Origin of the sequence: Streptosporangium longisporum (assembly GCF_039534895.1) — a bacterium.
Lineage (GTDB): Bacteria > Actinomycetota > Actinomycetes > Streptosporangiales > Streptosporangiaceae > Streptosporangium > Streptosporangium longisporum.
The window spans coordinates 577,974-593,015 of record NZ_BAAAWD010000019.1 but is presented as its reverse complement, the minus strand read 5'-3'; the positions used below and the strand labels follow the sequence as shown (position 1 = coordinate 593,015).

Below are 15,042 nucleotides of genomic sequence, written 5' to 3'. Positions count from 1 at the left end.
CCGTCGCCCGTCCCGGTCGCCCCGGTCACGACGACCACCTCGCCAGGACCGGGCGGGACGACGCGGCGGCCCGCCCGGTCGCGGCCAGGTCCCCGGGGGCGTCCTCGATGCCCAGGTAACGGCGGCGCACCTCGTCGCTGGCGGCGAGCTCGGCGGCCGGTCCGGAGAGCACCACCTCGCCCACCTCCAGCACGTAGGCGTGCGAGGCGAGCGTCAGGGCCATCGCGGCGTTCTGCTCGACCAGCAGGACCGTGGTGCCCCGGGCGTTGATCTCGCGGACGGTGTCGGCGATCCGGGCGGCCATCATCGGGGCCAGGCCGAGGGTGGGCTCGTCCAGCAGGAGCATCCTGGGGGAGGCCATCAGCGCCCGGCCGATGGCGAGCATCTGCTGCTCACCGCCGGACAGCAGCCCCGCGCGCTGCCCGGCACGCTCGGCCAGGACCGGGAAGAGCGTGAGCACCTCCCGCCTGGCCTCGGCCGCGGCGCGCCGGTCGGGCGCGCCGAGCGCACCGGCCCGCAGGTTCTCCTCCACGGTCATCCGGGCGAACACCCGCCGTCCCTCGGGGACCTGGACGACGCCGCCGGCCACCACCGCCGAGGTGGCGGCCCCGGACAGGCGCTTCCCGCCGAAGGCGATGTCGCCGGAGGTGATCCCGCCCCGGTGGAACCTCAGGGTGCCCGACACCGCGCGCAGCAGGGTGGACTTCCCCGCGCCGTTGCCGCCGAGCACCGCGACGACCGAGCCGCGCGGGACGTCCAGCGAGACACCCCGCAGGGCAAGGACCGGGCCGTAGCTCACCGCCAGATCCCTGACGACCAGCCCGGAGTCCCCGGGCGGGCGAGGGTCGTGCACGTCCATGTTCTGCCTCCTGACAGCCGATGAACGCACCCAACCGAGGCGGTTCACCGGCGTCCAGAGGCGGGCGTGAAGTCGGGGCGGGTGCCCAGGCCGGACGGGTGCGGGTTGTGCACCGGCACAACCCCTCATCACGAAACAGAACAGAACCTTGTTCCGTACGTGTTCTGCTGACACCATCACCGGATGGGGACCCGGCCCGTCACCGACGACGAAGTACGCAGGATCATGCGGCTGGCCGCTCGCAGGCTGCTGCTGAGACTTCCCGAGCTGACCGACGAACTCGTCGCGAAGATCCGCGACACCGACGAGGCCTACCGCCGGATGGTACCGACCGACGACCACTGGCAGAGCGTGTACGAGGCGATGCGCGACGGCATCGGAGCCATTCTGCTCCCCAGGCCGGAACGGCGCGACCTGCCCCAGGCGGAGAAGACCGCCCGCCGCAGGGCCGAGCAGGGCCTGCCCATGGACTCCCTGCTGCGCAGCTACCGGCTCTCGGCGCAGGTGATGTGGGACGGCCTCATCGACGTCGTCGCCGAGGAGGACTCCGACAGCCTGCCCGTGCTCATCCGCAGCGCCACCAAGGTCTGGCACGCCATCGACCGGCAGGCCATCGCCGCCGCCGAGGCCTATCGAAGACGGGAGGCCGAGATGTTCGGCCGCACAGCCGAAAGGGTCCAGTCCCTGCTGGACGCGCTCCTGGAGGACCGGGCCGACGCCGCCCTGGTCCGCAGCGCCGCCGCCGCGCTCGACCTGCCCGAGCTGGGCCGGTACGCCGTCGTCATCACCCGGCTGCCCGGCCGGCACGACCACGGCGACGACGAGCCGCGGCCGACCTCGCTGGGCACGATGCGGCTGCTGTGGCGGATGCGCCCGGACTACGAGGTCTCGGTGGTGCTGCTGCACGAGGCCGGCATGGACGACCTGGCAGGGGAGCTGCGCCCGCACGTCACCGGATGCGCCGGGATCAGCCCGGTCGTCGAGGGGCTGGCCGAGCTCGGCCGCGCCCGGCGGCTCGCCGAGCTGGCCCTGCGGACCTGCGTGGGCGACGGCCCGGAGATCGCCCGGCTGGAGGACCGGCTGCCCGCCGCGCTCGTGGTCAGCCAGCCCGAGCTCGCTGGCCACCTCAGCGGGGCCGTGCTCAGCCCCATCCTCGCCCTCGACCAGGCCGACCGCGAGGTGCTGCTCGGCACCCTGGAGGCGTGGCTGCGCTGCGAGGGCTCGGCCATGCGCGCGGCCGGGCAGCTCTACTGCCACCGCAACACGGTCTTCAACCGCATCCGCCGCATCGAGCAGCTCACCGGGCGCTCGCTGGCACGCCCCCTGGACATCGTGGAGCTGACCCTGGCCCTCGACGCGGTACGGCTGCTACCCGTAACCTAGCAATTACCCTCTTTGCTCTTTCGGGTGCTTAGCCCGAGGCCCGATTGGGCAAAGGAGAGGGATACCCGCGCCAGGCGAACCGAGGTGGTGTCGATGCTGATCGGTACGATTCTGCAAGGCAAGGGAACGCAGGTGGCGACCGTGCGCCCGGAGGCGACGGTCACCGAGCTCCTGGCCGTTCTGGCCGAGAGCAACATCGGCGCCGTGGTGGTGTCCGAGGACGGCGAGTCGATCGCCGGCATCGTCTCCGAGCGCGACGTGGTGCGGCGGCTGCACGACCGCGGCGCGGGCGTGCTGGACGACGCGGTCTCGTCCATCATGACGACCGAGGTCCGTACCTGCCCTTCGGACGCCGACGTCGACGACCTGCGCCAGACCATGACCACGCACCGCATCCGGCACGTGCCGGTCGTCGACTCCGGCCGGCTGGCCGGGATCGTGAGCATCGGCGACGTGGTCAAGAGCTCGATCGAGGCCCTGGAGACCGAGAAGGCCTACCTGGTCGACTACCTGCAGCACTGATCCCGCGGCCCGTCACGCCCGTCCCGGGCACGACCGGCCGGGACGGGTCCGCGAGCGGTCCACGACGCGGGCCCGGGAGTGGTCCGCCGCAGGACCCGGAAGGCCATCGGGGACACGGAGACGACGAACGGGCCCGGCGCATCGCGCCGGGCCCGTCGCACGTGCTGCTCCGCCCCTACTGCACGGTGATCCTGTCGACCTCGATGGTCACGCCCTTGACCTGCGGTGTCGACGTGCCCGTCGTCACCGTCCCGGCCCCGGGACTGACCCCCTTGATCTTCATCGTGTAGCTCAGGGTGCCGCCCGGGGCGCCGGGCGTGCTGGCCACCCGGAGGTCCTGGGTCGGCGGGCCGCTGATCTGGCCGCCGGCCGTGCCCTCGGCGTTCTCGGCGCCCACGGTCAGGCCGTAGCCCGCCGGGGGGTCACCGGGCAGGTTCTCCGGGTCGTAGGTGTAGGTGATGTCCTCGGTCCCGTTGAGCCCGATCCACTGCTGGAACACCTTGGTGTCGGTGGTGCCGTACGGGTTGACCCGCCACTCGACGACGAGCCAGTCGCTCACGCCGTCGGTGAGGGTCCCGACGTAGACGCCCGGCGTGCCGGTGCCGTCCAGGTCGGTCCAGTACGGGGCCAGCACGTTGTTCGGGGTCGCCGGATCGGGGAGGGTCTGCGGCTGGAACGAGATGTCGGTCGAGCCCGCGCTGCCTCCGGCGATCGTGTACCCGTTGGAGACGACGCCGAGCCTGGTGTAGGTCCTGCCCGCGTACTGGAAGGCGGGAACGGTGAAGTTGAGCGCCTGCTCGTCACCGATCGGCGTCGGGGCGATGCCGAAGGCGTCGAGCGGCAGGTACGGGGCGGGTCCGGTGCCCGGGGCGATGCCCGGCCTGTCCGGCTGCCTGGCCGCCAGGGTGGTCTTGGCCGTCGCGATCTGGGTGCCGATCTTGGCGGCGCCGGTGACCGAGTTCAGCCGCAGCTTGGAGTCCAGCGTGCTGACCGCGGTGACCTCGGCGTTCTCGAGGGTGTCGTTCTTCACGGTGACCGTGCAGGTGGACTCGCCGGTGTTGCGCGCGATGGTGGCCGGGACGCAGGTCTGGTCCACCGGGATGGCGCCTTCCTTGCGGAAGAACGCGACCGGCAGGTGCAGCCTGCGGGAGCCGCCGACCTGCTTGAGGTCCACCTGGCCGAAGTACTGGCCCTCGGGCAGGTCAGGAGCGGTGATGACCACCTTGAACGTGGCGGTCTTGCCCGGCTTCACGCTCAGCAGCGGCGGCAGCACCGTGATGTTGGCGCCGCTGACGGTCGTGCCGGTGGCGGTGAAGATGAGCGTCTTGTTCGTGACGTTGGTGACCTTCCGCTCGGCGGTGATGAGACCCGGCATGATCGGGGCGTTCACCGACGGCAGGTTCAGGTCGATGCGGTTCAGCGGGTCGGCGGCCGAGGCCGCGAAGTTCGCGCCGGTCTCGTCCAGGGTGAGCCCGGGGTCGCCGGCCTTGGTCAGGTCGATGCGGCCGCCGCCGGTGTCGAACGGGTCGGCCGGGGTGACGCGGTCCTGCTTGGTGACCGAGGTCTTGGCCGTCGTCTCCAGCGCGGACTTCACCTGGCCCGGGGTCCAGTCCGGGTGCAGCGCGAACAGCAGCGCCGCCGAGCCGGCCACGTGCGGCGACGACATCGACGTACCGGAGATGACCTGGTACAGGTTGCCCTGCGGGCCACCGGCCGGGCCCTCCAGCGTCGGCGTCTGACCGGCCACGATGTGCAGGCCGGGAGCGGTGACGTCCGGCTTGAGGAAGTCGCCGCCGGGGCCGCGGGAGGAGAACGTGGTGATCGCGTCGCCCTGCCAGGTCGTCTTGGTGCCCTGGGTGAACGAGGCCGTCGCTCCGGGGTTGGCCGTCAGGAACGCCAGCAGCGCGTCCCCCTCGGGCTTGTCGATGTGCACCGACGGGAGCCAGTGGTTGTCGGTCATCACGTCGAGCGGGCTGGAGTTGTACAGGATCATCCCGGCCGCGCCGCCCTGCTTGACGTTGTAGCCCTTCATGACCCGGCCCGGGCCGCGCTCGCAGACGACGATCTTCCCGGTGAACAGCCCGGCGGGCGCCGGGGCCTCACAGAGCGGGTCGGAGTACGGCGGTGCCGAGGCGAGTACCAGCGGCAGCGGCGTGGGCAGGCCGGGCGTGATGGAGGCGCCCTTGAGCGTGGCCGTCGCACCGCCGGAACCGGCCAGCGTGATGGTCGACTGGAAGGTCCTGGTCTGGGAGGAGGCGGCCACCGTCGTCACCCAGGGGGAGACGTGGTTGACCGTCGTCGCGCCCGGCCCGGCGTTGCCCGCCGAGGCCGACACGAGCACGCCCGCCGCGTACGCGTCCAGGAAGGCCAGCTCCACCGGGTCGCTGTAGGGGGAGGTGCCGCCGGAGATCGAGAAGTTGATCACGCGGACGCCGTCGAGGATGGCCCGGCCGACCGCCTGGGCGGAGTCGGAGGGGAAGCAGCCCTCGACGCCGCAGACCTTGTAGACCGACACGTGCGCCGCCGGGGCGATGCCGTGGATCGGTCCGCGGCTGATGCCCAGCGGGTTGGCGTCGGCCACCGGGCCGCCCGCCGAGGTGGTCGCGGTGTGGGTGCCGTGGCCGTTGGAGTCGCGGGCGCTGTCGGGGTAGACCTCGCCGGGGTAGATCGCGTTGTAGGTCTCCAGGAACGGCGCGCCGCCGATGACCTTCCGGTTACAGGCGAACGGGTCGGCCGCGGGGGTCAGCGGGTTGTCGCCGAAGTCGCAGACGCGCGGGGTGCCGTCCTTGGTCGGCGGCGCGGCGGGAAGCGTGCCCGGGTCGGCGAACTGGGGGTGCTCCGGCCAGGCGCCGGAGTCCAGGATGCCGACGACCACGCCCTTGCCGGACGAGGAGCTGCCGCCCAGCTTGTTGTAGATCGAGGGGGCGCCGATGAACTCCGGGCTGGAGTCGGTCAGCAGCTGCTCGGGCTTGTCCTCCTGGACCGCGGCCACGCCGGGAAGCCTGAGCAGGGCCGCCGCCTTGTTGGCGGGCAGGCGCAGCGCGATGCCGCCGTAGACGGTCCGCAGCTTCTGGCCCGCCTTGGCCGTGGGAACGTTCCTCGACAGCGCGGCCAGGAAGTCGTTCTCCACGTCCTCGATGTGCTTCTGGTACTTCTTGGCGTCGCCGCTCTTGACGTCGAGTGCCCTCCCGGTCTTGGCCGGGCTCGTCGCCGGAAGTCCCTCCAGGCCACCCTGGTAGGCGGCGAAGGAGTCGTAGTCGAGCTTCACCATCACGTTGACCGTGGCGCCCGAGGTGGACTTCAGCAGCCCCTCGTCACTCCGGGCGAGCCTGCCGGTCGGGGACTTCGCGCCCTGTACCGGCTCACCCCCGGTCACGGGGGTCGCCGTCCACTTGGTGGACGGCGTGGGGGTGGGGGTGGGATCGGCGTTCGCCGGCGGCGCCATCGCCGCGACGAGCCCGACGCCTGCGGCGAGCACCGCCACGCGCCTGATCCTCGGTAAGTGGGGCTTCCTGGTCAACGGACCTCCCTGTTGGAACGTGAACAGCTCACGCGGCAGGGAGGGGGACGGTCACCCGCGTGCCCGGGGCAGGGCATGCCTGGCAAGGCCTCGACCCTCCCCGTCGGGTGACGCGTGACCGGCCGCCCACGAGGAGCGGCCGATCATCAGAGGGAGCCTAACGAGAGAGGATTTATTTGCCTAGATCGTGAAATTGACACAATCAACAAATTAATTGGTCAGATTTCAGTGCAGACTCCTTGGGGGTTCCGGGAGAACGTGTTCGGGTTCGGCAAGAACTCTTTATGTCGCTTTTGTCCGAGTGTGCGCTTGTACTGTGATTTCGGCCTGGTTCCGCGTTTCGCGTCCTGCACCGGACGCGCGGCCGACGTCCTGCATGCACGGGACGCGCGGTCCACGGCGACCGGGAAGGCCCCCACCCCTGTGAGAGCCCACCGCTGGAGGGCCCGTCGCGCCGCCCGCGTCCATGCCCTCGGGCCCGTCCCCGTCCGCGCCGGTCCCGCGGGCCGTACGCCACCTGTCCGTGACGGCTCGCAGGCCGTACCCTGGAGGGCGCCGGTCTTCCGCCGGCATCGGTGTCACGTCCGGCCCCCGGGCCCGGCGGTGAAGGGGACGGTGTGAAGCTCAAGCTGGATCTGCACCCCATCTACAACCGGGGCGGGGAGATCGACAAGGCGTTGCGGGGCGTCATCGACGAGGCCATCAGGAAGAAGGCCACCGAGGTCGAGATCATCCCCGGTAAGGGCTCGGGCCAGCTCAAGAAGAAGGTCCTGCGTTTCCTGGAGCAGAAGGAGATCAAGGCCCTCTACCACCGCATCGACAAGGACGCCAAGAACCACGGCAGGCTCTTCGTCTACTTCCGCTACAAGTAGGCCGGCGAGCGCGACGGGCGTCTCCACCGGTGCGGTTCCGGCGGACGGTCGTTCGGTACGGTGCTCCTTCGCGCGGGAATCGGGCCCCCGGAGATCGGGTGCCCCCGGAACGGGTCGTCTCCGCACCTCACCGTGACGGTGGACCCTCGTTCATGCGTCGAGCCGGGCCTCCGGGCGGATGCCGAGGTCGCCATCCGGACCGCCGGCGGCCGGCGATGTGATCGGCCCGAGGCCGGCGTCCAGTGACCGTGACCATCGGCCGATCAGGTCCAGGGCGTTCTCCGCCTCCGTACCGGGATCGGCCGAAAAGATGATCACCCTGTGCTCGTGGTCCCCGGCCCGGGCGCGGGGCAGATCGAGGTTCTCGAAGCGCAGCGAGAAATCGCCGGCCGCCGGGTGCCGGAACCGCTTGATCCCGTTGGTGCGCAGTCGTACGTCCCGGCCGTTCCAGAAGTCGCGGAACTCCGCGCTCTTCATGGTCAGCTCGCCGATCAGCCGCGCCAGCCCGGGGTCGTCGGGGTGACGGCCGGCCGCGAGACGCAACTGGCCGACGGTGGTGCGCCCGACGTCCTCCCAGTCGGGAAAGCGTTCACGGGCCTGCTCGTGGAGGAAGCCGAATCTGGCCAGATTCCGGTCCACGGGGGCCAGCGCGGCGAAGTCGACGATCAGCTCGGCCGCCATGTCGTTCCACGCCAGGACGTCCATCCGGTGGTCGTAGATCATGGCTGGGGTGCGTTCCATCAGCGTGAGCAGGTGGGCGAGCTCGGGACGCACGCCCCCGCGCGTCCTGGTCGCTCCGCGACCGGCCGTCAGCGACTCGCGCTTGGAGGCCGCGGCGGCGAGATCCACGAGGTGGGCGTGCTCGACGTCGTCGAGCCCGAGGGCACGCGACAGGGCGTTCAGCACCGAGGACGACGGGTTGCGGGCGCGACCCTGCTCCAGCCGGACGTAGTACTCGGCGCTCACCCCCGCCAGTGCGGCGACCTCTTCACGGCGCAGCCCGCTCACCCGCCGGCGTCCGGTGACGTCCGGCGCCTGCCCCGGCGGTTCGACCCGCGACCGTCGTGACCGCAGGAACCGTCCCAGTTCCCGTGTCGTGTCCATCCTCCGATTCTGCGCGATGGCGCCTCCCTCCTGCTACCCGCACCGGGCTCGATGGGTGGTCCTGCCGGTACCGGTAACGGCCGGATCTGGAACCGCCCAGGGAACACCGGGAGATTGGTGGCACACGGACAAGGGCGCTTTCACGAGAGCGCCCCGGCCGTGGCCCGCCCCCGATCCGTCGGCGGCCGGTGGTCCTCGCCGGTACCGGCAAGGACCGGGAGCCCGCCACGGAACGGAAACGAAAGCCCGGTCCGGACGCGACCCCTCGGCGGTCCGCCGACCATCCCAGGAAAGGAAACACCCCGTGTGTCACGAGACGGACAGCCGCCCGCCCGCGTTCGGTGAGTCAGGACGGATAACCGAACAGGGCGCCCTGGTGCTCACCGCCGGCGACGGCACGCGATTCTCGGCCCTGCACGCGTTCACCGCGGCCACCGGCGATCCCGCGGGCGTGATCATCCTGCCCGACGCGCGTGGCACGCACCCGTACTACGACGCCCTGGCGCGGCGCTTCGCCGCGAACGGCTTCAACGCCGTCGTCGTCGACTACTACGGACGCACCGCCGGGCCGGGTGCCAGGGACGCCGACTTCCCATGGCGCGAGCATTTCCCCCACCTCGATCCGGCCGACGTGACCCAGGACGTCCGCGCGGCGCACGACTTCCTCCGGGCACACGGCGACGGCCCGGTCGTCGTCGTGGGATTCTGCTACGGCGGAGGCCAGTCGTGGATGCTCGCCGCCGGCGACCTCGAACTCGCCGGATGCGTCGGCTTCTACGGGCTGCCCGCCTTCGCGGCCGGGGTCGTCGACGAGATCCACGTGCCGCTGCTGCTCCTGCTCGCCGGAGAGGACGTCGCCACCGGCCCGGCGGAGTTCGACGCGTTCACCGCTCGGCTGGACGCCGCCGGCAAGGACTACGAGAAGCACGTGTACGCCGGAGCTCCGCACTCGTTCTTCGACGCGGCCTACGACGAGTGGCAGGACGCCTGCCGCGACGCCTGGTCCAGGACGCTGGACTTCATCCAGCGCCGCACCTCCGCCGTCGGGGCCTGACATGCGCCGAGATCCCGTCCCCGAGCGGAGCGAACGTTTTCTCCGCGGCGCCGCCCGGCTCTCGGAGATGGGCGGGGACATCGCCGACATCGGCGAGGCACTCGCGGACATCGCACCGGACGTGGCCGTCTACATAGGTGAGTTCGCCTTCGGCGACCTCTACTGCCGCCCGGGGCTGAGTCTGCGCGAGCGACAGATCGCGACCATCGCCGCCCTGACCACGCTCGGCGACACCGGTCGCCAGCTACGGTTCCACACCGGCGCCGCGCTCAACACCGGAGTCACTCCCGCGGAGATCGTCGAGGTCGTCGTCCAGATGCTCGCCTTCGCGGGAAGTCCTCGTGTCTTCAACGCGATGCTCGCGGTTCGCGAGGCGCTGGCCGACCGGGACCTTCTCCCGGTGTCACCGGGGCGGCCCGCGGACGGCCCGGACCGCTCGTGAACCACCGGCGGGCACGGTTCCGGTGAGTCTCACCGGCCGGGGGTGCGGTGAGACTCACCGGCCGGGGGTGACCCGTTCCCCGAACCGGCCACCCTCGGTACCCGCGTCGCCGCCGGCCTGTTCCACCAGTGCGCCCGCGACCTGATGGCCGCCACCCGCGGATGACCGGCCCGGGCCTGCGGCCCGTCCCCGCAGGCGGTCGGTGCCGCATCACGGCTGCATGGGCACAGGCCGCCGGCTCGCCCATCACGTCCGTCGAGGCTCAGGGGATGTACACCTCGTAGTCCGGGCCGAGCCGGGCGGACAGCGCCGTCCGGGCCGAGGTCGGCAGCTTCATCACGGTGGCGACGACCGTCACGCCGTCGTCGATCGGGGGCCGTTCACCGGCGATCGCCGCGTCGAAGCGCCGCTCGACGTCACCCCGGGGCTGGGGACCACCGATGTACGCCTGGACCTCGGGATCGGTGTGGAGCTCGACGAATCCCTCCCGGTCGGCCTCGTGCAACGTCCTGCGAAGCAGGAGCCGTTCCGAAAGGATCTCCGTGGCGGACAGCGTGCGCAACCGGCTCATGGGCCCAGAAGCATAGAAGAGGCAATCCTCGCCGGAGCCGCCGCAGGGCGGTGGCCGTACCGGAGCGGCCGGGCGGGACGAGCCGGACGCCGCCCCGGGCGGTCAGGGGCGGGGCGTGGCCCGCGGCGGGTCCTGTCCCTCGGCCGTGTCGTAGAGGTCGCGGGCGTGGTGGACGGCCTCGATGTGGGTCTCCGCCCAGGTCTTGATGGCCCGCTGGATCGGGAGCAGGCTGTGGCCCAGCGGGGTGAGCTCGTAGTCGACGCGCGGCGGGATCGAGGCGGTGACGGTGCGGCCGACCAGGCCGTCGCGTTCGAGCTTGCGCAGGGTCTGGGTGAGCATCTTCTGGCTGGCCCCGGCGACGATCCGCGCGAGCTCGGCGTGCCGGAGCGGCCCGTCGGCCAGCGCGTCGACGATCAGCGTCACCCACTTGTCGCTCAGCGTCGCGAGCACCTCGTGACCGGGGCACTCGGCGAGGTTGGCGTTGTACTCCTGCCGCGTGATCTCGCGCTTCTGCGCGGCGCTCAGCGTCACGGTGGGTTCCTCCGGGTACTCCAGGCACTCGCAAGTGCCTTCTTCCCGGGGCCAACCACCGCTGCCTAGCGTTCATTCCGTGAACAACTCCATGACATCGATCGTCGTCCGCACGCCCGGGGGTCCCGAGGTCCTCGAACTGGCCGAGGGCCCGATTCCCGAGCCCGGGCCGCGTCAGGTGCTGGTGCGGGTCGAGGCGTCCTCGCTCAACCCCATCGACCTGTCCGCCCGCGCGGGACGCCTCACCGCCGCGGGCCTGATGCCGCCGATGCCCCGGTTCGGGCTCGGCTGGGACGTCGCCGGGCACGTCGACGCCACCGGGCCGGGAGCCACCCGCTTCCGGACGGGGGACCCGGTCGTCGGGCTGCGGGACCTGCTGTTCGCCGGGGGCGCGCACGCCGGGTACGTGGTGCTGGACGAGCCGGCCCTGGCGCCCGCCCCGGTGTCCGTCCCGCTCACGGACGCGGCCACCCTCCCGCTGAACGCGCTGACCGCGGACCGCGCCCTTGACCTGACCGGCCTGGAACCGGGCTCGACGCTCCTGGTCACCGGTGCCTCCGGCGGCGTCGGCGGCTTCGCGCTCCAGCTCGCGGCGCTGCGCGGGCTGCGCACGATCGCGCTCGCCCGCCCGCACGACGCCGACCGGGTCCGCGGCCTGGTCACCGGCGAGGTCGTCACCTCCTCCGACGACCTCGGCCCCGCGGTGCGCGAGATCGTGCCCGGCGGGGTGGACGCGGTGATCGACGCCGCGATCCTCGGCATCACGGCGCACCAGGCGCTGCGCGGCGGGGGCGTCTTCGTCGCGCTCGTCGCCCCGTTCGCGCCGCCCCCGATCCGTGGCACCCGTGTCGTCGTCCAGGAGGTCCTGGCCGACGGGGACCGGCTCGCCGAACTGGCCAAGCACGTCGACGACGGCGCCCTCACCCTCCGCGTCGCGCACACGCTCCCGCTGGAGCGCTCGCGTGAGGCCCACGAACTCCTGGAGAAGGGCGGCGTCGGCGGCCGCATCGTCCTCACCCCGTGACCGGCGGACCGGCCGGTCCTGGCCAAGCCCGGCCCTCCCCATGATCCGGACATGGCGGACGACCGCGTGAAGCCGGCCCGAAAGGGGAATGCTCACAGGGATCCCCAGCCGAACCGAGGAGGCTCACTGTGGTATGGGTTCTGCTGCTCATGCTGGGCGCGATCGTCCTCGGGGCGATCGCCATCGTGGTCAAGGCCCTGAAATGGCTGCTGATCATCGCCGCCGTCATGTTCGTCGCCGGTCTGGTGGCCGGCTGGGCGCAGCGGCGCACGAGGGGTGATCGAGGCGGTCTCGCCTGAGCGGACGTCCCGGCCGGGCACGCCGGGCGTTTCCGGGGTCCGGCGCCTCTGAGCGGTGAGGACGCCACTTTTGCGGATCGACGGCGGGCCTGGTCGTACGGCACCATTATGTGACGCATGACGGCAATGTCCTCTCCGGTGATCGGTACGGCCGATCGGCAGGTCACGCAGCGCGGCGGGATCCTCCGGCCGGGGGACGGCCCGACCCTCGCGTGGACACGCCCGTGAAGACCATCGCCTTCGCGCAATACCCTCACGGCTCCTCTGAAAGGCCCCCTATGACCGATCTCAATGCACTTCTCGCCCAGCGCGCCGAACTGGACCGCCAGATCGAGGAGCTCCAGTCCGGCGACCTCAAGGAGCGCGAGAACACGCTCGGCGGGATCCTGACGGCCACCGCCGAGTGGGCGACCTCGCGCGGCCACGAGGCGCTGCGCCGGGAGCTCAAGAACTGGGAGTACGTCACCTTCGCCGGCATCGAGGTCGGCGTGGGCCACGACGGCGGCGAGCGCTGGGGGCTGCCGCTGAACTCGGTCACCGTGATGGACTCCGTCAGCGGCACCGACGTGGAGTTCGGCACCACGCCCCCGCCGATCCAGGCCGTCCTGGGCCTGCTGGAGGGCCTGCTGGCCACCCGCTAGCCTCGCGGCGGACGGTCCGGCCCGTCCGCCGCTCCCGTACGGCCCGGTACCCCGACCTCCGCGGAGGCGAGGGTGCCGGGCCGTCAGAGCTTGCGGAAGGTCCTGGCCTCCTCGGCCGCCGCGAGCACCTCGGGCAGGGCGGCGCCCGTGCCCGCGGACACGACGGCCGAGATCGCCCCCTCCACGAACGGCACGTCGGCGATCACCACCCGCTCGTCCGCGAAGAGCCGGGCGGTGAGCACCGAGCTGCCCAGGTCCGGGATGAGGATCACCCCGTCCCCCCGGTCGGCCGCCTCGATCGCCGCCGCCACCAGGTCGGGGGAGGTGCCGAGACCACCGTCCTCGGTACCCCCGGCGGCGGCCAGCGGGACCTCCGAGCCGCCGATCTGCGAGGCCAGCAGCGCGACCTCGGCGGCCAGCGGCCCGCTGTGCGAGATCAGGACGATGCCTACCATCGGCGCACCCGCCCCGTCCGGCTCGTCCGGCCCACCGGGCGGGTCATCGGGTCGCCACCGCGTGCAGGGCGGCCAGGATGAGCGCGGTGGAGGCGGCGCCCGGGTCCTCGTGGCCCACGCTGCGGGGCCCGAGATAGCTGGCCCGGCCCTTGCGCGCCTGGAGCGGGATCGTCGACTCGGCCCCGGTGCGGGCCGCCGCCGCCGCGGCGCCGATCGCCTCCGCAGCATCGGTCGGATCGGCCGGGTCGCCGCCGTCCCGTACGGCCTCCTCCAGGGCCCGTACCGCCGGGGCCAGGGCGTCCACCATGGTCTTGTCCCCCTCGGCGGCCGAGCCCAGCGCCCGCACCCCGGCGAGCCCGGCCTGCAGGGCGGTGTGCAGCCGTGCGACGGACACCTCGGCGTCGTCCCCCAGCGCCTTGCCGGTCTCCCGGAAGAACGTGCCGTACAGCGGGCCGGACGCCCCGCCGACCTTGCGGATCAGCGTGGTGCCCACCAGCGTCAGCAGCGCCCCGGGGGTGGCCGGATCGGCCGTGCCCAGCGCGTGGGCGACCGCGGTGAAGCCCCGGTCGAGGTTGGTCCCGTGGTCGGCGTCACCGATCGCCGCGTCCAGCGCGGTCAGCCGCTCCCTGTCGGACGAGACGGTCCTGGCGGCCTCCTCGATCCAGGAGGCGAAGAAGGCGACGTCCATCTCAGCGGCCCCAGCGCAGGGCGGGGGTCTCCACGGGAGCGTCCCACAGGCCGGTGAGCTCGTCGTCCAGACGGCAGACGCTGACCGAGAAGCCCTGCATGTCGAGGCTGGTGACGTAGTTGCCGACCAGGCAGCGCGCCGCCCGCGCGCCCCTGCCGGCCAGGTGGTCGGCGACGGCGGCGTAGGCGATGTACAGCTCGATCAGCGGGGTGCCGCCCATGCCGTTCACCATGACCAGCAGGTCGCCCGACAGCGGCAGGTCCTCGTGGAGGGCGTCCATCGCCAGGTCCACCAGCTCGCGGGCCGGTCGCAGGGCCGAGCGCGTCCGGCCGGGCTCGCCGTGGATGCCGATGCCCAGCTCCACCTCGGTGTCGGAGAGCTCGAAGGTGGGCCTGCCCGCGGCCGGGGTGGTACAGGAGCTCAGCGCGATCCCGAAGGAACGGCTGCGCGCGTTGACCTCCCGCGCCACCCGGGCGACCTCGGCCAGCGGAGCCCCGGTCTCGGCCAGCGCTCCGGCGATCTTCTCGACGAACAGGGTGGCGCCGGTGCCCCTGCGGCCGGCCGTGTAGAGGGAGTCGCGCACGGCCACGTCGTCGTCGACGAGCACGCTCTCCACCCGCACACCCTCCTCGGCGCTCAGCTCGGCCGCCATCCGGAAGTTCAGCACGTCGCCGGTGTAGTTCTTCACGATGTGCAGCACCCCCGCCCCGCCGTCGACCGCGGAGGTGGCCTCGATCATCTGGTCGGGGACGGGCGAGGTGAAGACCTCACCCGCGCACGCCGCGTCGAGCATGCCGTACCCGACGAACCCGCCGTGCAACGGCTCGTGCCCCGACCCGCCGCCGGACACCAGCCCCACCTTGCCCGTACGCGGACCCGAGGCCCGGAACACGATCTGGTTGTCCACGTCCACCCGGAGCCCCGGATGGGCCGCCGCGACACCGCGCAGCGCGTCGGGAACGACCGTCCCGGCGTCGTTGATGAGCTTCTTCACGGTGTCCAACCTCGCCCCGTTCGCGCGCGATGGCAAGAACCGGACGCGCGAAGCCGGGGATCGGGTGCACGACGGACGAGGAG

Annotated in this window: 16 protein-coding genes; 8 read left to right on the top strand and 8 right to left on the bottom strand. The window is 72.2% G+C overall.

Going from position 1 to position 15,042, the window contains the following annotated elements; genetic code table 11:
- Positions 1–25: 25 nt before the first annotated feature.
- The gene (locus tag ABD832_RS34470; protein ID WP_344904132.1) at positions 26–859 is read right to left on the bottom strand and encodes an ABC transporter ATP-binding protein; all 834 of its coding nucleotides are present in this window, start codon (positions 857–859) and stop codon (positions 26–28) included.
- Positions 860–1,042: 183 nt separating this feature from the next.
- Between ABD832_RS34470 and ABD832_RS34465 the strand changes: the two genes are divergently transcribed.
- Positions 1,043–2,242 carry a PucR family transcriptional regulator gene (locus ABD832_RS34465; RefSeq protein WP_344904129.1) on the top strand — a complete coding sequence of 400 codons (1,200 nt, stop codon included), beginning with the start codon at positions 1,043–1,045 and terminating at the stop codon, positions 2,240–2,242.
- Between the two features lie 93 nt (positions 2,243–2,335).
- The gene (locus ABD832_RS34460) at positions 2,336–2,764 is read left to right on the top strand and encodes a CBS domain-containing protein (RefSeq protein WP_344904126.1); all 429 of its coding nucleotides are present in this window, start codon (positions 2,336–2,338) and stop codon (positions 2,762–2,764) included.
- A 175-nt stretch (positions 2,765–2,939) separates the two neighbouring features.
- Here the strand turns inward: ABD832_RS34460 and ABD832_RS34455 are convergent, their stop codons facing one another.
- Positions 2,940–6,248, bottom strand: coding sequence for a S8 family serine peptidase (locus ABD832_RS34455; RefSeq protein WP_344904123.1), 3,309 nt, complete (start codon positions 6,246–6,248; stop codon positions 2,940–2,942).
- 653 nt (positions 6,249–6,901) lie between these two features.
- Here ABD832_RS34455 and ABD832_RS34450 point away from each other — a divergent pair.
- On the top strand, positions 6,902–7,156 hold the full coding sequence (locus tag ABD832_RS34450) for a Smr/MutS family protein (protein WP_326638573.1): 255 nt from the start codon (positions 6,902–6,904) through the stop codon (positions 7,154–7,156).
- A 150-nt stretch (positions 7,157–7,306) separates the two neighbouring features.
- Here ABD832_RS34450 and ABD832_RS34445 read toward each other — a convergent pair whose 3' ends face one another.
- Entirely contained in the window at positions 7,307–8,260 is a 954-nt protein-coding gene (locus ABD832_RS34445; protein WP_344904117.1) for a helix-turn-helix transcriptional regulator, read from the bottom strand.
- A 304-nt stretch (positions 8,261–8,564) separates the two neighbouring features.
- Between ABD832_RS34445 and ABD832_RS34440 the strand changes: the two genes are divergently transcribed.
- Complete coding sequence (locus ABD832_RS34440; protein ID WP_344904114.1) at positions 8,565–9,314, top strand: dienelactone hydrolase family protein; 750 nt, start codon at positions 8,565–8,567, stop codon at positions 9,312–9,314.
- A 1-nt stretch (position 9,315) separates the two neighbouring features.
- Entirely contained in the window at positions 9,316–9,756 is a 441-nt protein-coding gene (locus ABD832_RS34435) for a carboxymuconolactone decarboxylase family protein (RefSeq protein WP_344904111.1), read from the top strand.
- Between the two features lie 262 nt (positions 9,757–10,018).
- Here ABD832_RS34435 and ABD832_RS34430 read toward each other — a convergent pair whose 3' ends face one another.
- Both ABD832_RS34430 and ABD832_RS34425 read right to left on the bottom strand, forming a co-directional pair.
- Positions 10,019–10,327 carry a GNAT family N-acetyltransferase gene (locus tag ABD832_RS34430; protein WP_344904108.1) on the bottom strand — a complete coding sequence of 103 codons (309 nt, stop codon included), beginning with the start codon at positions 10,325–10,327 and terminating at the stop codon, positions 10,019–10,021.
- Between the two features lie 102 nt (positions 10,328–10,429).
- On the bottom strand, positions 10,430–10,858 hold the full coding sequence (locus tag ABD832_RS34425; RefSeq protein ID WP_344904105.1) for a winged helix-turn-helix transcriptional regulator: 429 nt from the start codon (positions 10,856–10,858) through the stop codon (positions 10,430–10,432).
- 79 nt (positions 10,859–10,937) lie between these two features.
- Here ABD832_RS34425 and ABD832_RS34420 point away from each other — a divergent pair, with 79 nt between their 5' ends.
- From ABD832_RS34420 to ABD832_RS34410, 3 genes are all read left to right on the top strand, one after another.
- Positions 10,938–11,882, top strand: coding sequence for an NADP-dependent oxidoreductase (locus ABD832_RS34420; RefSeq protein WP_344904102.1), 945 nt, complete (start codon positions 10,938–10,940; stop codon positions 11,880–11,882).
- 128 nt (positions 11,883–12,010) lie between these two features.
- On the top strand, positions 12,011–12,181 hold the full coding sequence (locus tag ABD832_RS34415; protein ID WP_344904099.1) for a hypothetical protein: 171 nt from the start codon (positions 12,011–12,013) through the stop codon (positions 12,179–12,181).
- Positions 12,182–12,459: 278 nt separating this feature from the next.
- Entirely contained in the window at positions 12,460–12,822 is a 363-nt protein-coding gene (locus tag ABD832_RS34410; protein ID WP_344904096.1) for a hypothetical protein, read from the top strand.
- Positions 12,823–12,905: 83 nt separating this feature from the next.
- On the opposite strand, the gene ABD832_RS34405 is transcribed toward ABD832_RS34410, so the two are convergent.
- From ABD832_RS34405 to dhaK, 3 genes are read right to left on the bottom strand one after another with little or no spacing between them, the layout of a single operon-like run.
- Entirely contained in the window at positions 12,906–13,277 is a 372-nt protein-coding gene (locus tag ABD832_RS34405; protein WP_344904093.1) for a PTS-dependent dihydroxyacetone kinase phosphotransferase subunit DhaM, read from the bottom strand.
- Positions 13,278–13,320: 43 nt separating this feature from the next.
- Complete coding sequence (gene dhaL, locus ABD832_RS34400; protein ID WP_344904090.1) at positions 13,321–13,965, bottom strand: dihydroxyacetone kinase subunit DhaL; 645 nt, start codon at positions 13,963–13,965, stop codon at positions 13,321–13,323.
- Between the two features lies 1 nt (position 13,966).
- Entirely contained in the window at positions 13,967–14,959 is a 993-nt protein-coding gene (gene dhaK, locus ABD832_RS34395; RefSeq protein WP_344904087.1) for a dihydroxyacetone kinase subunit DhaK, read from the bottom strand.
- Positions 14,960–15,042 lie beyond the last annotated feature (83 nt).

Coding starts and splice junctions, on each gene's coding strand:
- ABD832_RS34410 (WP_344904096.1), top strand. CDS start 12,460: ATGACCGATCTCAATGCACTTCTCGCCCAGCGCGCCGAACTGGACCGC.
- ABD832_RS34465 (WP_344904129.1), top strand. CDS start 1,043: ATGGGGACCCGGCCCGTCACCGACGACGAAGTACGCAGGATCATGCGG.
- ABD832_RS34405 (WP_344904093.1), bottom strand. CDS start 13,277: ATGGTAGGCATCGTCCTGATCTCGCACAGCGGGCCGCTGGCCGCCGAG.
- dhaL (WP_344904090.1), bottom strand. CDS start 13,965: ATGGACGTCGCCTTCTTCGCCTCCTGGATCGAGGAGGCCGCCAGGACC.
- ABD832_RS34460 (WP_344904126.1), top strand. CDS start 2,336: ATGCTGATCGGTACGATTCTGCAAGGCAAGGGAACGCAGGTGGCGACC.
- ABD832_RS34470 (WP_344904132.1), bottom strand. CDS start 859: ATGGACGTGCACGACCCTCGCCCGCCCGGGGACTCCGGGCTGGTCGTC.
- ABD832_RS34445 (WP_344904117.1), bottom strand. CDS start 8,260: ATGGACACGACACGGGAACTGGGACGGTTCCTGCGGTCACGACGGTCG.
- ABD832_RS34430 (WP_344904108.1), bottom strand. CDS start 10,327: ATGAGCCGGTTGCGCACGCTGTCCGCCACGGAGATCCTTTCGGAACGG.
- ABD832_RS34435 (WP_344904111.1), top strand. CDS start 9,316: ATGCGCCGAGATCCCGTCCCCGAGCGGAGCGAACGTTTTCTCCGCGGC.